This window comes from Kocuria sp. KSNUG, assembly GCF_049532735.1.
GTDB lineage: Bacteria > Actinomycetota > Actinomycetes > Actinomycetales > Micrococcaceae > Kocuria > Kocuria rhizophila.
This window is the reverse complement of sequence record NZ_CP150981.1, coordinates 2125255-2140667: the sequence shown is the minus strand read 5'-3', so window position 1 is coordinate 2140667 and position 15413 is coordinate 2125255. Positions and strand designations below refer to the sequence as shown.

Below are 15413 nucleotides of genomic sequence, written 5' to 3'. Positions count from 1 at the left end.
CGCATGGTTCCGGACTCGCCCTTCCAAGCTCTCGGGTCCCACGCCCCCGGCGTACGCGATCTGGTCGTCGAGGTTGTGCGCGCCGTGCACGGCCGGTTCGCCGAGGCGCATCTTGTATCGGGGTCGAAGTACGCGATGGGATTCGGCAGCCAGTGGCGCGATCTCCTGGACGAGACTCACGATGCCCTGACCGAGCGTGGCTTTCAATCTCACACGCTGGCTCCTGGCGGCCACAAGGTCGGGCTCGTCAACGACAGCCTGGTCTACGTGTGGCGCGCCCCGGACGACCCAAACGCGATCCGCGACTTCGCCTCCAGCCCTACCCGGCAGAGCGGGTTTATCACCTCGCCGCCTGACCCGATGCTCTGGGAGCCCAGCCTCGACGAGCAAGGATTCGAGGTTTCCGCTAATAGTTCGGACATTGCCGAGACCGCGGCTCTAATGGCGGCCGTGAACGACACGATGCCGGTCGTCCTGGTGATGGTCCACTCCACCCCGCGGCAGCTGCAGTCGGTCGAGTGGGCGGTCGCCGTGCTCGACGGCGACGGCAAAGTCCAACTTCGCGGCCACGAGGCCATCTGGGAGCCGGAAGTCCTCGCCGGCGGCTCGGCGTCCAACGTCGAGTCGTTCGACAGCGGTGCGCCCGTCGTACCCGTCGTGGAGCTGCAGGAGCAGGAACGGGGGGGAACCGATGCATGACGGCCCAGGGCTCTTTGACCTTCCGATCCCGGCGGGCGACCGCTTCGAGCCAGCACGGCTGACCCAGGCCCGCGTTCGCGTCGGGGTAAGTAAGACCGATCTGGCCCGCGAGGTGGGCGTCTCGGCCGCAGCGATCGGTCAGTACGAGGCCGGCGTCAACTCGCCGCGGCCCGAGGTGCTCGACCGGCTGGCCAGTGCGCTCAAGGTACGCCCGGGGTTCTTCAGTGTCGGCCGTCCGCTCGCGCGAATTGACACTGTGAACGCCTATTTCCGCAGCCTGCGGTCCGCTCGAGTGGGCGACCGGCAGAAGGCTCTGGCGACGGCGACGCTCGTATGGGAGCTGACCTTCGCGCTCGAGAGATATGTCAAGCTGCCCGAGGTCGATCTTCCAGCTCTCCCTGCCCGAACGACGCCGTCGGAGGCCGCCGCCGCGCTCCGTGCGCACTGGGACCTGCCGGACGGCCCAGTGAAGCATCTGGTCGTGACGGCGGAGTCTCACGGCATCGTCATCGCCGTGCGTCCTCTTCGGGAGATCGACGCCGTCGATGCTTTCTCTGTCGTGATCGTCGACCGACCGATCATCATCACGACGCCACGCCGCAGCGAGAACGTCTTCCGGCACAGGTTCTCGACCGCGCACGAGATCGGGCATCTGCTCCTGCATGGCGACACCGGCGAGCACAGTGCCGCGCTCGAGAAGGAGGCCGACGAGTTCGCAGCCGCTTTCCTGACGCCGGCCGCCGCAATGGACAAAGTCCTTCCGCAGCGGCTAGACCTGGCTGCTCTCAACCGGCTTGGCCGGACGTGGGGCGTCTCGCCGCACTCGCTTATCCGGAGGATGGTCGAGCGCGGCCGCACCACAGAATCGTCGGCGCGACGGGCCTATCAACGCCTGGCTGTGATCGACGACCCGCTGGCCGACCCGACCAGCGCGTACCCGGGGGAGACGCCGTCTCTCCTGAAGAAGGCCGCCGAGCTCGCCGGCGACCACGGTGCCGGCGTGTCCGTCCTCGCCGAGGCGCTGAAGCTCAGCCCTGTACAGGTGCGTGACCTGCTCGGCGACTTCAACAAGCGTCCGGTTCTGCGTCTCGTCGGCGACGAGGGCTGACGGCAATGGCATCCGTGCGGCAGCAGGTGCAGAGCGTCAACGGCGTGATCTGCCAGAGCATCGCCCGATTCGGCGACGATCGTGCGTTCCTCTCCCAGAACGTCCTCGCCCAGCTCCGGAATTTGGTCGAGGCGCTCGTGGTCTGGGCATACCTCGATGATCCGGACGCCGAGTTCCACTACAACAAGGTGGCCCCGGCACTGGAGGAGATCAAGGCGAAGGCGAAGTTCCGGTTGCTGAGCAGGTTCCACAGCCTGCTCCAGGCCAGCGTTTCTCACTACACGTTGGACGGCGATCCGTCCGAGCGGCTGATGCTGAAGTACTACGAGTACCTGCTCCGCACGCGCGACCTCGCGCTGAAGGAGTTCGGCATCGCGATCCTCGGCAACCTCGAGAAGTACCCTCTGGACCTCGACCCGTCGCTCCGCGAGTACCACGAGAAGATCGCCGGCCGTATTGACGCTGTTCGGGCGACGCGGGCCCAGCCGCGTCGCGAGCGCTACTACGTGCACAGTTCCCGACCGTTCTTCGTCCAGGGCAGGGTCTACTATGAGGTCACCTTCTCAATGGCCCACAACTGGACGAGCAAGTTCGACCGCACGATCGCGTTCACCGACATCGACATGACCGACCGGTACTCGGCCTACCTGGACCTGTCGAGTGAGTCGATCACTGTGCTCGGGCAGACCATGCCGATCCTGATCATCCGGTCATGGGAGGTCTCGATCCGCCCATGCGAGTTCGACAACTTCGCCCGGTTCTTCGGCGACTCATCCCGCGTCCAGTCGAGCCACACCGAGTATCGCAACCTGATGCAGTATCTGACGGCGACTCGCTCCAGCCTTCTCGACCTCGTCGACATGTCCGACGCCAGTTACAACCAGATCCGAAACTGGGCCCTCAATGCCTCGCGCCGTGATCCGGCGATCTTCCCTGTGCTTGACCAGGCCCGCACGATCATTCGCGCGAACTGCCCGGGATCCCGAGTGCTGCGGTACCTGATGCTGCAGATGCGCAACCAGTGGATCAAGGCGCAATTCGATCCAGCGGAGAACCACTGGCTCTCGAACCTCCGATTCACGTCTCGGAGCAGCCCGTTCGACAAGATGCCGTTCTGCACGTCGCCGAGCGGGCACAACCCGCGCTTCGCCGATCTCGCGGAGAGCCTCGATGCCAAGGGCCGCGAGCACGAGCTGCTGGCGCGCCGGGTGCGGAACAACGTCGAGCAGCGCGGCATGATCTACACGACGGACGCGGAGTGCGAAGACCTTGGTGACGTCGACGCGCTCATCAAGACCTACAACAGGCTGCTCCCGCCGACTCCGCGTCACGCGCCGCGGAAGCTCGCCCATGCGAACGGGCACGTCTTCATCGTCGGCTACGAGGACGACACGGTCGCGATCATCGAGAAGCTGCAGAAGGCCGCCGGCGAGGGCCTCGACGGTCATGCCGACGACGTGCAGGTCTGGCTGGATGCGAATCCCGACGTGATCGACGATCCCCCGAAGGCGGATGCTCTGAAGCGGCTGTTCGGACAGTCGAACGTCGCGATCGTCGCCGGAGCCGCCGGCACGGGCAAGTCGACCCTGGTCAACCACATCGCCAACTACCTCTCGGACGAGAGCAAGCTCTTCCTTGCCCAGACGAACCCGGCCGTCGAAAACCTGAAGCGGCGCGTGGATGCCACGAACACCCAGTTCAGCACGATCACCAGCCACGTCTACCGGAGCGAGGACTTCGGCTCGCGGTATGACGTGCTGGTAATTGACGAGTGCAGCACGGTCGACAACGCGAACCTGCTCAAGGTGCTGGACTGCACGAAGTTCGACCTGCTCGTGCTCGTCGGGGACGTGTACCAGATTGAGTCGATCCAGTTCGGCAACTGGTTCAGCATGGCCCGCTCTTACCTCCCGAAGGGATCGGTCTTCGAGCTGACGAAGCCCTTCCGTACCGATGACGACGGGCTCCTCACCCTTTGGGACAGGGTGCGCAAACTCGACGACCGCATCGAGGAGTCACTATCGAAGAACGGCTACTCGGCTGTGCTCGGTGCCGCCCTATTCGAGCACCGCAGCGCGGACGAGATCGTGCTCTGCCTGAACTACGACGGTCTCTACGGCATCAACAATGTCAACCGCTTCATGCAGGCGAGCAATCCCGGCCACGCTGTGACCTGGGGCGAAGCGACATACAAGGTTGGAGACCCCGTGCTATTCAACGACATCGACCGATTTAAGCCCGTGATCCACAACAGCATGAAGGGCACGATCGTCGATATCGAGCGGGTGCCCGGTCGGATCACGTTCGAAGTCGAACTCGAACGCGAAATGACAGCGTTCGGCGTGTCCGGGACGGAGCTGCGCTGGGTCGGCGGAGCCGTCGTTCAGTTCGACGTCTTCGAGCGGGCGAGCAGCGACGACGATGACGACAACCTCAATACTCTGATCCCGTTCCAGATCGCGTACGCGGTGTCGATCCACAAGGCCCAGGGCCTTGAATACGACTCGGTGAAGGTCGTCATCACAGACGCAAACGAAGAGCGGATATCGCACAGCATTTTCTACACGGCGATCACTCGCGCGCGCCGCCAGCTGGGAATCTTCTGGACTCCGGAGACACAACAGCGGGTCCTGAGCAGACTCACCGTGAAAGAGAACACCAAGGACGAGGCTCTCGTTCAAGCGCGCCGTGGTGTGACAGCTTTGACGAGCCGACCGCGACGGAAAATGATGCGGTCGAGGTTGTAGCCGCATTCCACTTCAGGGCGGGGCGCGTGCGGCTTTCCACAGTAGTCAGCCCTGAGGTCATCGGCCGATCGGGTTGACATAGGTGTTCCACGTTCATTCGAGCGTGGAGAGAAGGTTCTCCGGCCTCACGTCGAGGCCGTGTGCGAGCTTGACGATGACGTCAAGGGTTGGGTTCCGCCGTCCCCGTTCCAGCCCGCTGATGTAAGTGCGGTCCAGGCCCACGTGGTGCGCGAAGGCCTCCTGTGGCTCCCACCCGTGCTCGCGGCGCAGCTCGCGCAGATGATCGCCGAAGGCGACGCGATGGGCAGGGATGGTCATGCATTCAAAGATTCCGATACGCTGACGATGAGCCCACGGACTATAAGTCACATCGATGTGTTCGGAGCAGTGGCAGTCACCTCGGCCTTCTCTGGATGCTCAGTAGATCTGGAAGAGCCATGACGCACCTAGACGAGTGGGTCAGCGTCGTGTCCGTGGCGAGGCGGTTCAATACGAGCACTCAGGCCATCCGGCGGCTCGTGAAGCTCGGGGTCGTGCCAGGGCGCAGGGACCAATAGGCGGAAGCGCAAGGGATATGGCCCATCTGGACCTTCGTCCAGGTCGACAGTCTTGACGAGTGGTTCGGTGAGACTGCGGGCGTCGAACACGTGCGGAGGATTCGAGTGACGGCACGACCGTTCACAAGGGAGTAGAAGATCGCCATCGCAAGGGTGTTCATCGACCATCTGGAGCGGCGCGAAGCGAGTGAGCGGCGAGCCAAGGAGCAGCCCGGAGGACCGAAGCTGTAACTACCGCGAAGCAGGACGCATGGTGTCCATGTCGTGCCTAGCGCAAATGAGGTGCAGCGCCGAGAGGCGGTCGTTAGGGTGGGAGCGTGGCGTGCCCGGAATCAGACAGGCTGGGTAGGGCCTGCGGTCACACCGTCGGCCTAACCCCAGCTGACACCTGATCGCGCATCAGTCCCTGCCGGCGGCTCGTCATCGTTTAGGTTCCATAGGGCGTCGTTCATGTCCACCACTCATCAACAGGGGCGCGCCAGCCGGGTCAGCACGATGCGGTTGCGGACTCTGGCCCGGTGGTTGCCAGATCGCGCAGGCGTTGCTCCGCTCGGTGCACGGGGGTGGACTCGACGAAAGCTTCGCGGCAGGTCGAGCAGCAGATATTCCGGCCATCGGGCAGCAGGCACGTGGGGGAGCCCATGCCGTTCTGGCGCACGCGTTCGCCCGTACAGACTGTCGCATGCTCCCGGCACAGCGCCGCGCCGCAGTGCCGGCAGAATGCGACGGCGGGGACAGGACCCTGCCCGGCCGTCTCGTGTTCCCAGCAGTCCATCTGCCAATCCTTGATTCGATGATGATCTATATAGAATCTACGCGACGCATCGATAGACGTCAATATCATCTGCGCCATCGATACATCCGACAGCAGCCTTAAGCCCTAGCCATCCGAGCGCCGATCTCGGCGACGGCGGGCTTGGCGGTGCGGGCCGCGCCGATGATGGTGGCGGAAGCGAATCCGGTCCAGTCGCCGTAGCCGAGCAAGTGCAGCCCGCGGTGGTCGATGCTTCGAGTTCCGTCGGTGGCGGGATGGCCGTGCTCGCGCGTCAGTCCGAGCCCGCTCAGGTGGTCGAGGTGTGGGCGGAAGCCGGTGCACCAGATGATCGCATCGCACTCGTGCTCTCGGCCGTCGTTCCAGGAGATTCCCGTCGGGCTGAGGCGGTCGAACATGGGCGAACGGTCCAGGACGCCGCGATCGCGCGCGGCCTGCACGGGAGGCACCATGACGATGTCTCCAAGTCCGGCCACACCGTCGTGGTCCCGGCCAGAGCGACGGGCTGCCTCGCGGGCGGTAGCGACGTCGAAGAGCGCTCTGCCGTCGACATCGTCTGGCATGAATCGCGGTGGGCGCCGGCTGACCCACAGCGTTTCGGCGACCGTGGAGACCTCGGCGAGGATCTGCGCGGCGGAGTTCCCTCCTCCGACGACCACGACCCGTTGGCCGGCGAACATGTCGGGCGAGTCGTAGCCGACGGTGTGCAGCTGCCTGCCGGAGAACGTGTCCTGACCGGGGACGTACGGCAGGTAGGGGCTCTGCCACGTGCCGGTGGCACTGATCACCGCAGCGGCCTTCAGAGAGCCTGCGTCCGTCTCCACGATCCAACGCTCGTGCTCCCGGCGGACGCTGGTGACGCCGACCGACCGGCGCACAGGCAACTCGTAGCGCTCCTCGTATCGTTCGAGGTAGTCCACGACGTGGCCTGCGGTGGGGAACGTCTCGCCGGTCTGGGCGGGCATCGGCCATCCGGGCAGAGGACTGTACTGGGCTGGGGAGAACATCCTGAGCGATTGCCAGCCGTGCTGCCAGGCCCCACCCGGTCGTTCCTGTTCGTCGAGGATGACGAAGTCCAGGCCTGCGCGGCGGAGGAAGTATCCGGCGGCGAGTCCGGCCTGGCCTCCTCCGATGACGACGACGTCACTCACGCCAGCGCCGGGTCCTGGCCGAGCAGCTCTGAAGTGAGCGTCTCGATCCGGGACCTGATTTCGTCGCGGATCGGGCGCACCGCCTCGATGCCCTGGCCAGCGGGATCGTCGAGCTTCCAATCCTCGTAGCGCTTGCCGGGGAAGAACGGGCAGGCGTCACCGCAGCCCATCGTGATGACGACGTCGGAGTCCTGCACGGCCTCGGTGGTGAGGACCTTGGGCTCCTCGGCGATGATATCGATCCCCTCTTCAGCCATGGCCTCTACAGCGACCGGGTTGATCTGCTCGGCGGGCATTGACCCTGCCGAGCGGACCTCGATGCGGTCCGCGGCGAGGTGGCGCAGCCAACCGGCGGCCATCTGGGAGCGGCCGGCGTTGTGGACGCAGACGAACAGGACGGAGGGTGTTTGATCGCTCATGTCTGTGCTTCTCTCGTTCATTCGGTGGTGAAGGTGGCGAGGAGCCGGCTGACGCGTGCAGCGATGTCGTCGCGTATAGCGGCGAGTCCCTCCGGCGATGCCAGTGCCGGGTCGCCGACAGCCCAGTCTTCGTACCGGACTCCGGGGACGATGGGGCAGGCGTCGCCGCAGCCCATGGTCACCACGACATCGGCAGCGCGAATGGCGTCGTCGGTGAGCGGCTTGGGGAACGCCTCGTCGGCGGCCTCGCGGTCGATGTCGGCGACGAGGTCGCGCACGTGCGGGTGGATGCCCGTCGCCGGGGTCGAGCCGGCGGACCGGGCGATGACCCTGCCCTCGGACAGGCTGCGGGTCAGCGCCGCGGCCAGCTGGGAACGACCTGCGTTGGCGACGCAGACAAACAGCACCTGAGGCGGTGCGGTTGCTCGGTTGCGGGTGAGGTCGGCCAGTCGCTGCCGGGCGAAGCGCTCGGTCAGGGGCACCAGGTAGCGTGTGATCTTCGCCGACCGGGCCAGCGCCGTGTACGATTCCCGGACGATGCTGGTGACGGTCTCCCGCGGCAGCTGTGACGTCGCGTCCGCGAGGTCGGCGGCCAGACGCCTGATGTGCTCGTCCATGCTCTCCAGCTCCGCGTCGGCCGTCGTCTCCGGTTCCACGCTGGGGGCAACGGCCGCGGGCGCGAACCCCTCGAGCAAGGCGGCGACGGCGGCACTCTTCCCTGGCGCGATGCTGTACCAGACCCAAGTCCCACGGCGCTCGGAATTGAGCAGCCCCACTGTCCGGAGGACCTTGAGGTGGTGGGAGACGGTCGGCTGTGAGACCTCGGCGAGGTCGGCGAGATCGCACACGCACGACTCTCCGCGAGGATCGGCAGCGATTGCCGAGAGCATCCGCAGACGCAATGGGTCGGCGAGGGCCTTGAGTGTGCCCGCGAGAGTCGCGGCAACCTCCTGGCCGAGGGCTGTTGATATCGGCGGCACCTGGGGTGGGCAGTCTTCATCGGGGGCGGCTGGCGTCAGCGCGATGTCGGTCATGACGTTCGTACCTCCTGGTTATAGGGATCGGTGCGGAACCACGCCTTGGCGGCCCAGAGGGAGACGTAGACGAGGCCGACGAGGACGGGCACCTCGATGAGCGGTCCGACGACGCCGGCCAGAGCCTGGCCAGAGGCCGCACCGAAGGTGCCGATCGCGACGGCGATGGCGAGCTCGAAGTTGTTGCCCGCCGCGGTAAATGCAAGTGTGGTCGACCGTGCATAGCCGAGGCCGATGCCCTTGCCCAACAGCAGACCCGCGAACCACATGACGGCGAAGTACACCAACAGCGGCAGGGCGATCCGGACGACGTCCAGCGGCCGGCTCGTGATCTGCTCACCCTGGAGGGCGAACAGCAGCACGATGGTGAACAGCAGCCCGTAGAGCGCCCACGGCCCGATCTTCGGGACGAACTTCTCCTCGTACCAGTCCCGGCCCTTGCGCTTCTCGCCGATCCAGCGCGAGGCGAATCCCGCGATCAGGGGTAATCCGAGGAAGACGAGGACGTTGAGGGCGATCTGGCCCATCGACACCTCGAGCCCTTGTGTGTCCAGGCCGAGCCAGCTCGGCAGGACGCTGAGGTAGAACCAGCCGAGGACGGAGAACATGACGACTTGGAAGACCGAGTTGATCGCCACCAGCACCGCGGTCGCCTCGCGGTCGCCGCAGGCCAGGTCGTTCCAGATCACGACCATGGCGATGCACCGGGCCAGACCGACGATGATGAGCCCGGTGCGGTATTCGGGAAGGTCGGGCAGGAGCAGCCAGGCCAGGGCGAACATGATCGCCGGCCCGGCGAGCCAATTGAGCACTAGAGAGGAGATGAGGAGCTTCTTGTCGCCGGTGACCGCGGCGACCTTGTCGTAGCGGACCTTGGCCAGGACCGGGTACATCATCACCAGCAGGCCGAGTGCGATCGGCACTGAGATGCCGGCGATCTCGAGCCGGGCGAGCACGTCGGAGACGCCGGGCACCAGGCGGCCGAGCAGGAGGCCTGCGACCATGGCGAGTCCGATCCAGGCCGGCAGCCACCTGTCGAGGGTTGAGAGCCGTCGGGTCACGGGAGGTGCGGCGAACGCCGCTTGATTCGACATGCTTCTATGTTGACAGGCTTCGATGCAGTGGGCAACTTCGGACCTCCAGAGGTGAGCAGCTACCTGCCACCGCAGGACATCGCCGCTGGATCGAGTTCCCTGCCGGGCGGCGTCGGCCTAGGGAAGCGCCGGTCCCGGCCGATTCAGGAATCAGGATCGCCAGGCGGGTTCGTCGCGGAATTCGAAGTCGATATATGCCTTCTCCAGGCCGGCCAGGGCTTCGGCGGTGGTCTCGAACAGCGCCTGGGCCCAAGAGTCGTCGATCTTGGTGACGTTCTGACACAGGTGTGCGGTCACCTCTGACAGCCGCTCGCGGACCTGGCTGGTGTGGCGGCGGGGGTCGTGCTCGGCCAACTGTGTCGGATCAGACATGACTGGCTTCCTCTCGTTGACTGGGCCTTCAATATCGGCATCCGATAGATCAGGGAAGGGGACTGCGATGCATGTATGGGGATCGCCGGAGACGCGAACCTTCGGCCGGTTGCGGGTGGATGTGGCCGTCGGGCCGATCGCCCGGATGTTCGACGCCGAGGACTGGCAGCAGCCGGCCAATGCGGGCGGCGGTGCCGTGTTCGCCGGCCGGGCGGACGAAGTGGTGGAGAACAGCGCGGCCGAGCCCGGCCCGGCAGATCCACCGGCGGATCTGTTCAACCTCGACGCACACATCTACGACGTTGACACCGGGCATCCGGTGCCGTACCTCGACGTCGCCGTCGACGTCATCCGCCTCGACGGCGACGATGACGATAGACCGGAGTTCACGGGGCTGGGGCTGGTGCCGGTGGCCCGGCCCCGCAAGGGCACGGCCGGTCTGCACTACGGCAACAACGTCGCCCTCGACCCCGAAGGCAGCTATCGAGTGTGGGTCCACATCGGCGCGTCGGCGCTGACCGGCACCGACGAGCCCTCGAGCCTGGACTTCACCCTCGATCTCGGTGCCGCCGATGAGTGAGTTCATCCGGGGCGCGGTGCGGATGCACATCCTGCATCACGCCGCCGAGGGCGAGATCCACGGCGCATGGATGGCCGAGGAGCTCGGCCATCACGGATATCAGATCAGCCCCGGCACCCTGTACCCGACCCTGCATCGCTTGGAAGACCAGGGGCTGCTGACCTCGCGGCAGACCACGGTGGAGGGGCGCAACCGGCGGCTGTACCAGATCACCGACGCCGGCCGGGCCGTATTGGCCGACGAACGCCAGGCCCTGACCGAACTCGCGCGCGAAATCCTCCACACCGAAACCCCCGACGCTCCCGATGGGATGACACCTGATGAGTGAACCGACTCCGCAGTTGGATCGACGCCTGGGCACCGGCGACGCGGTGATCATCGGGCTCGGGTCGATGATCGGTGCCGGCATCTTCGCCGCCTTCGGGCCGGCGGCCCAGGCGGCCGGCACCGGCCTGCTGATCGGCTTGGGAATCGCGGCGGTGATCGCCTACTGCAACGCCACCGCCTCGGCCCAGCTCGCCGCGGTCTACCCGACCTTGGGAGGCACCTACATCTATGGCCGAGAGCGCATCGGTCACTGGTTCGGGTTCACCGCTGGCTGGGGCTTCGTGGTCGGCAAGACCGCCTCCTGCGCGGCGATGGCGCTGACCTTTGCCACCTACGCCGTGCCCGGCCCCTGGTGGGCCCAGCGGTTGGTGGCGGTGGCCGGCATCGTCGGACTGGCCGCGTTGAACTACCGCGGGGTGAGCAAGACCGCCGGCCTGACCCGGATCCTGGTCGCCATCACCCTGGTCGCGCTGGCGGTGCTGGTGGTCGGCATCTTCGCCGTCGGCCAACCCTCGCCGACGAACCTGGGCGGCTGGCCGGCGTTGACCGTCGGCGGGCCGTACGGGATCCTACAGTCGGCCGGGCTGTTGTTCTTCGCCTTCGCCGGCTACGCCCGGATCGCGACCATGGGCGAGGAGGTCCGCGACCCGCAGCGCACCATCCCGCGCGCCATCCCCATCGCCCTGATCATCGTGGTGATCATCTACCTGGTCGTCGGCGTGAGCGTCCTGCTCGCCGCCGGGCCGGACAAGATCGCCGCCGCGACAGCACCCCTGACCACAGCCGTGCAAGCAGCCGGGGTCGGCGGGCTGGGCCCGGTGGTCCGGATCGGCGGCGCGGTCGCCAGCCTCGGGGCGCTGCTGGCGCTGATCGCCGGCATCGGCCGCACCAGCCTGGCCATGGCCCGGCATCGCGATCTGCCGTTCTGGCTGTCGGCGGTCCACCCCCGTCACAAGGTGCCCCACCACGCCGAGATCGCCCTCGCCGTCGTCGTGTCCGTCCTGGTGCTGACCACCGACCTGCGCGGCGTGATCGGATTCTCCTCCTTCGGCGTGCTCATCTACTACGGCATCGCCAACACCGCCGCATTCACCCAGCCGCCGTCCGACCGCCGCTGGCCACGCTGGCTCAACGTCCTCGGCGTCCTCGGCTGCCTGGTCCTGATCGCGACCCTGCCCTGGCAGTCGATCATCGCTGGACTGGCCATGTTCGCCGTCGGCCTGCTCGGCCGCTGGATCGTCCTGCATCGACGTGAAAAGCCCGGCCCAGGGGCAGAGTCGGACTGACCTGCCGCGCCCCGGGGGAGTGAGGCGACTGGGCGGAAGTGCACGCTTACCCGACGTCGAGGGCCGCGAGCTGCTCCGCGCTGCCGGTGACGACGAGGCGCAGGTCGGCGTGGCTCTCGTCGATCGACCAGTCGACGAACGAACAGCAGGCGCTCTTGACCGCCACGAGGTCGTGAAGACGCTGGACGGAGTCGTCGGCTTTCGCGTAGTGGACGATGATCCGGGCGTCGCCGCGTTCGACGTCGAGGAGATATCCGTCGTCGAAGGCCCGCCATTTCTCGACCTGCTCCTTGCCGGCGTCCGGCGTGAGCGTGCAGGCGATGAGCACCGCGTTCGGCAGACCCTGCAGGGCGCTCTCGCGGACGTCCCGCGAGGCCCCACGGATGGCCGTGCGCAACTGCGCGACGGTCGGCGACCCGGCCCGCCCGTCGGGAGTCCGATACATGCGGCACGCGAGGCCGACCGGCGCACTGTCTTCGGCGAACGGGTCGACGCCGTCGATCAGTACGGTCGGGGAGCCGTGGAAGCCGAGGCGCGAGGCGTCCTCGGGTGTCTCGACCCGTTGGTGGACGACCTCCGCGCCAGATCGCCCGTCGAGGGCTTCGGCAATCTTGGAGTCGAGGATCTCCCAGTTCGGGCAGCCGTCGAAGTACTGGAGCGTGATCTTCATGGTCGTGGTCCTTTCCGTCGGCGTCGGGTCTCCTCGAGCGGCTCCCGGTTCGGGCGTCTCCCGAAGCGCTGGGCCTCGATGGTCATCGGTTCGCCTTCGTCCCGTGCGCCGGCTGGAGGTCCGAGGCTGCAGGCAGCCCTCGGCTCGCCGCGATGGGCCTGCGCGCGGCGCGTACGCCATTGAGGATGACGACGACCTCGGCAACCTCGTGGACGAGGACGACTCCGGCCAGGCCGAGCACCCCGAAGAGGGCGAGCGGGAACAGGACGACGATGATCGCCAGCGCGAGGACGATGTTGGCCGTCATGATGCGCCGGCCTCTGCGAGCATGCGCGAACGCGGCGGGGATCAGGCGCAGATCGTGGCCGGTGAAGGCGATGTCGGCGGATTCCACCGCGGCCGCGGAACCGGTGGCTCCCATCGCGATGCCCACGGTCGCGGTGGCCAGCGCGGGGGAGTCGTTGATGCCGTCGCCGACCATCGCCGTCGGCCGCGCTGCGGCCAGACCTGTGATCGCCTCCGCCTTGTCGGCTGGCAGCAGTTCGGCGCGGACGTCGTCGATGCAGGCCTGGGCGGCCAGGGCGCGGGCGGTGCGGGCGTCGTCGCCGGTGAGCATGACCGTGCCGATTCCCTGGTCGTGGAGCATGCGCACGGTCTCGGTGGCCTCGGGGCGGAGTTCGTCGCGCACGCCGATCAGGCCGGCGACCTCACCGTCGGCTTCCACCACGACGACCGTCATGCCCATTTCGGCCAGCTCGTCGGCGTCGGTCCGCAGGCCGGCCGGGGCGATCCAGCGTGGACTGCCGACCCTGACGAAACGGCCGGTGACCCGGCCGGCGATGCCGTGCCCGGCGTCCTCGGCCACCTCGCTCGCCGCCGGGGAGTCCGGCGCGGCCGCTGTGATCGCCGCCGCCAGGGGATGGGTGCTGGTCGCCTCGAGGGCCGCCGCCCACGCGAGGACGTCCTGTTGGCTGCCGCCCGGCGCGGTGCGGGTCTCGGTCACCTGCGGCTGGCCCTGGGTGAGGGTGCCGGTCTTGTCGAAGGCGACCGTGCGGATGGTGCCGAACTGCTCGAAGGCGGCCCCGGACTTGATGACGACGCCGAACCTTGAGGCGGACCCGATCGCGCTGATGACGGTGACCGGCACGGCGATCGCCATCGCGCACGGCGACGCCGCGACGAGGACGACGAGGGCCCGTTCGACCCAGGTCCACGGGTCGCCGACGACGAGCCCGAGCAGCGCGACCAGGGCCGCGGCGACGAGGACGGCAGGGACGAGGGGACGGGCGATCCGGTCGGCCAGCCGGGCGCGCTCTCCCTTGCGGGCGTGGGCCTGCTCGACCAGGGCGACGATCTGTGTCAGCGAGTTGTCCCGTCCGTCTGCGGTCGCCTCGACCAGCAGGGACCCGGACCCGTTCACCGCGCCTGCTGGCACGGGGTCGCCCGGTCCTACCTCCACGGGGATCGACTCCCCGGTCACGGCGGAGGCGTCGACGCTCGAGCGGCCCTCGGCGACCACGCCATCGGTCGGGACATGCTCACCGGCTCCGATCACGAGCAGGTCGAGTTCGCGGAGGTCGGCCACCGGCACGGTCGCGACTCCGCCCATGCGGGAGACGCGGGCGGTCTGCGGGACCAGCGAGAGCAGCGCGCGCAGTCCCTCCTTGGCGCGGTCCATCGCCCGATCCTCCAGGGTCTCGGCCAGGGAGAACAGGAAAGCCAGGGCGGCGGCTTCGGCGACGTGGCCGAGCAGCACCGCGCCGACCGCGGCGATCGTCATCAGCAGGCCGACGCCGAGCCGTCCACGGATCAGGCGGCGCACCGCGCCGGGCACGAACGTCCACGCGCCGGCCAGCAGCGCGATCCACTGGGTCACCAGCGCGGCGACGTCCAGGTCGGACCAGTCCAGCGCGTACCCGGCGACGAGGAACAGGCCGGCGACCGCTGAGGGGAGCAGGGCGAGGTCCCTCCACCACGGCGGGCGGGACTCCGGTTCCGCGCCAGGTTCCGATGGGCTCCGCGCCGGGTCTGGCCCGCAGCAGGCGTCGCCGTCGTCGTGTACCGCAGCCGGGACGGTCTCTGGCCCGCAGCAGGCATCGCCCGATGCCCTGGGTGCGTCCGTGCCGATCGGCTGCAGGGACGAGCGGCGGTTTTCCGCCCTCGGATGGCGCGGCTCGTCGACGCCGCAGCACTCATCGTTCATCGCACAGCCCCGTCGGCGTCGCAGCAGCCGGGCACCGAGCACTCCGGGTCCAAGCACGGTGCGCTCTCGTCCACCGCCAGCGTCACGTCCACGAGCGCGGTCAGGGCTGCGGCGATGTGCGGGTCGGCGATCTCGTAGCGGGTCTGCCGGCCCTCGGGCTCGGCGACGACGATCCCGCAGCCCCGCAGGCAGGACAGATGGTTCGACACATTCGTGCGCGTTAGCTCGAGCTCCCGGGCGAGTCTTGCCGGGTACCCAGGCTCATCGAGGAGGGACAGCAAGATCCGTGAGCGTGTCGGGTCGGACATGGCGCGGCCGAGGCGGTTCATGACGTCGACGCGTGAAGCAATGGTCAGCATGTACTGACCATACAGTGTTTGCTGACCGATTGGCC

Annotated in this window: 15 protein-coding genes; 6 read left to right on the top strand and 9 right to left on the bottom strand. The window is 67.5% G+C overall.

Features of this window, described 5'->3' with window-relative positions; genetic code table 11:
• Positions 1 to 3 precede the first annotated feature (3 nt).
• The 3 genes from AABM36_RS09335 to AABM36_RS09325 are packed head-to-tail and all read left to right on the top strand — an operon-like array spanning position 4 to position 4554.
• Positions 4 to 699, top strand: coding sequence for a hypothetical protein (locus AABM36_RS09335; RefSeq protein WP_047978449.1), 696 nt, complete (start codon positions 4 to 6; stop codon positions 697 to 699).
• Entirely contained in the window at positions 692 to 1807 is a 1116-nt protein-coding gene (locus AABM36_RS09330) for an XRE family transcriptional regulator (RefSeq protein ID WP_047978448.1), read from the top strand. Before AABM36_RS09335 ends, AABM36_RS09330 begins: the two co-directional genes overlap by 8 nt.
• Before the next feature lie 5 nt (positions 1808 to 1812).
• Positions 1813 to 4554, top strand: a complete 2742-nt coding sequence (locus tag AABM36_RS09325; RefSeq protein ID WP_423445942.1) for an ATP-dependent DNA helicase — start codon at positions 1813 to 1815, stop codon at positions 4552 to 4554.
• Positions 4555 to 4647: 93 nt separating this feature from the next.
• On the opposite strand, the gene AABM36_RS09320 is transcribed toward AABM36_RS09325, so the two are convergent.
• The 6 genes from AABM36_RS09320 to AABM36_RS09295 all read right to left on the bottom strand — a co-directional run bounded on the left by AABM36_RS09320 (position 4648) and on the right by AABM36_RS09295 (position 9953).
• Positions 4648 to 4872: a helix-turn-helix domain-containing protein gene (locus AABM36_RS09320; RefSeq protein ID WP_047978446.1), complete on the bottom strand. Its 225-nt coding sequence runs from the start codon at positions 4870 to 4872 to the stop codon at positions 4648 to 4650.
• A gap of 1112 nt (positions 4873 to 5984) precedes the next feature.
• Positions 5985 to 7034, bottom strand: coding sequence for an ArsO family NAD(P)H-dependent flavin-containing monooxygenase (locus AABM36_RS09315; protein ID WP_102613465.1), 1050 nt, complete (start codon positions 7032 to 7034; stop codon positions 5985 to 5987).
• Positions 7031 to 7453: an arsenate reductase ArsC gene (locus tag AABM36_RS09310; RefSeq protein ID WP_030014560.1), complete on the bottom strand. Its 423-nt coding sequence runs from the start codon at positions 7451 to 7453 to the stop codon at positions 7031 to 7033. The genes AABM36_RS09315 and AABM36_RS09310 overlap by 4 nt, the downstream gene beginning before the upstream one ends.
• A 17-nt stretch (positions 7454 to 7470) precedes the next feature.
• Entirely contained in the window at positions 7471 to 8487 is a 1017-nt protein-coding gene (locus AABM36_RS09305; protein WP_102613466.1) for a metalloregulator ArsR/SmtB family transcription factor, read from the bottom strand.
• Positions 8484 to 9581, bottom strand: a complete 1098-nt coding sequence (arsB, locus tag AABM36_RS09300; protein WP_030014556.1) for an ACR3 family arsenite efflux transporter — start codon at positions 9579 to 9581, stop codon at positions 8484 to 8486. The genes AABM36_RS09305 and arsB overlap by 4 nt, the downstream gene beginning before the upstream one ends.
• A gap of 150 nt (positions 9582 to 9731) precedes the next feature.
• Positions 9732 to 9953: a hypothetical protein gene (locus tag AABM36_RS09295; RefSeq protein ID WP_030014555.1), complete on the bottom strand. Its 222-nt coding sequence runs from the start codon at positions 9951 to 9953 to the stop codon at positions 9732 to 9734.
• A gap of 67 nt (positions 9954 to 10020) precedes the next feature.
• Here AABM36_RS09295 and AABM36_RS09290 point away from each other — a divergent pair, with 67 nt between their 5' ends.
• Genes AABM36_RS09290 through AABM36_RS09280 form a run of 3 tightly spaced genes read left to right on the top strand, consistent with a single transcriptional unit; the run spans position 10021 to position 12146 of the window.
• Positions 10021 to 10533 carry an iron transporter gene (locus tag AABM36_RS09290; RefSeq protein WP_158596684.1) on the top strand — a complete coding sequence of 171 codons (513 nt, stop codon included), beginning with the start codon at positions 10021 to 10023 and terminating at the stop codon, positions 10531 to 10533.
• Positions 10526 to 10861, top strand: a complete 336-nt coding sequence (locus AABM36_RS09285) for a PadR family transcriptional regulator (RefSeq protein ID WP_030014553.1) — start codon at positions 10526 to 10528, stop codon at positions 10859 to 10861. The genes AABM36_RS09290 and AABM36_RS09285 overlap by 8 nt, the downstream gene beginning before the upstream one ends.
• Positions 10854 to 12146, top strand: coding sequence for an APC family permease (locus AABM36_RS09280; RefSeq protein WP_047978443.1), 1293 nt, complete (start codon positions 10854 to 10856; stop codon positions 12144 to 12146). The genes AABM36_RS09285 and AABM36_RS09280 overlap by 8 nt, the downstream gene beginning before the upstream one ends.
• A 46-nt stretch (positions 12147 to 12192) precedes the next feature.
• On the opposite strand, the gene AABM36_RS09275 is transcribed toward AABM36_RS09280, so the two are convergent.
• The 3 genes from AABM36_RS09275 to cmtR form a co-directional block, all read right to left on the bottom strand.
• Positions 12193 to 12816, bottom strand: coding sequence for a hypothetical protein (locus AABM36_RS09275; protein WP_223841873.1), 624 nt, complete (start codon positions 12814 to 12816; stop codon positions 12193 to 12195).
• Positions 12817 to 12898: 82 nt separating this feature from the next.
• Complete coding sequence (locus AABM36_RS09270) at positions 12899 to 15019, bottom strand: heavy metal translocating P-type ATPase (protein WP_082142010.1); 2121 nt, start codon at positions 15017 to 15019, stop codon at positions 12899 to 12901.
• Positions 15016 to 15378, bottom strand: coding sequence for a Cd(II)/Pb(II)-sensing metalloregulatory transcriptional regulator CmtR (cmtR, locus tag AABM36_RS09265; RefSeq protein WP_030014549.1), 363 nt, complete (start codon positions 15376 to 15378; stop codon positions 15016 to 15018). Before cmtR ends, AABM36_RS09270 begins: the two co-directional genes overlap by 4 nt.
• Positions 15379 to 15413 lie beyond the last annotated feature (35 nt).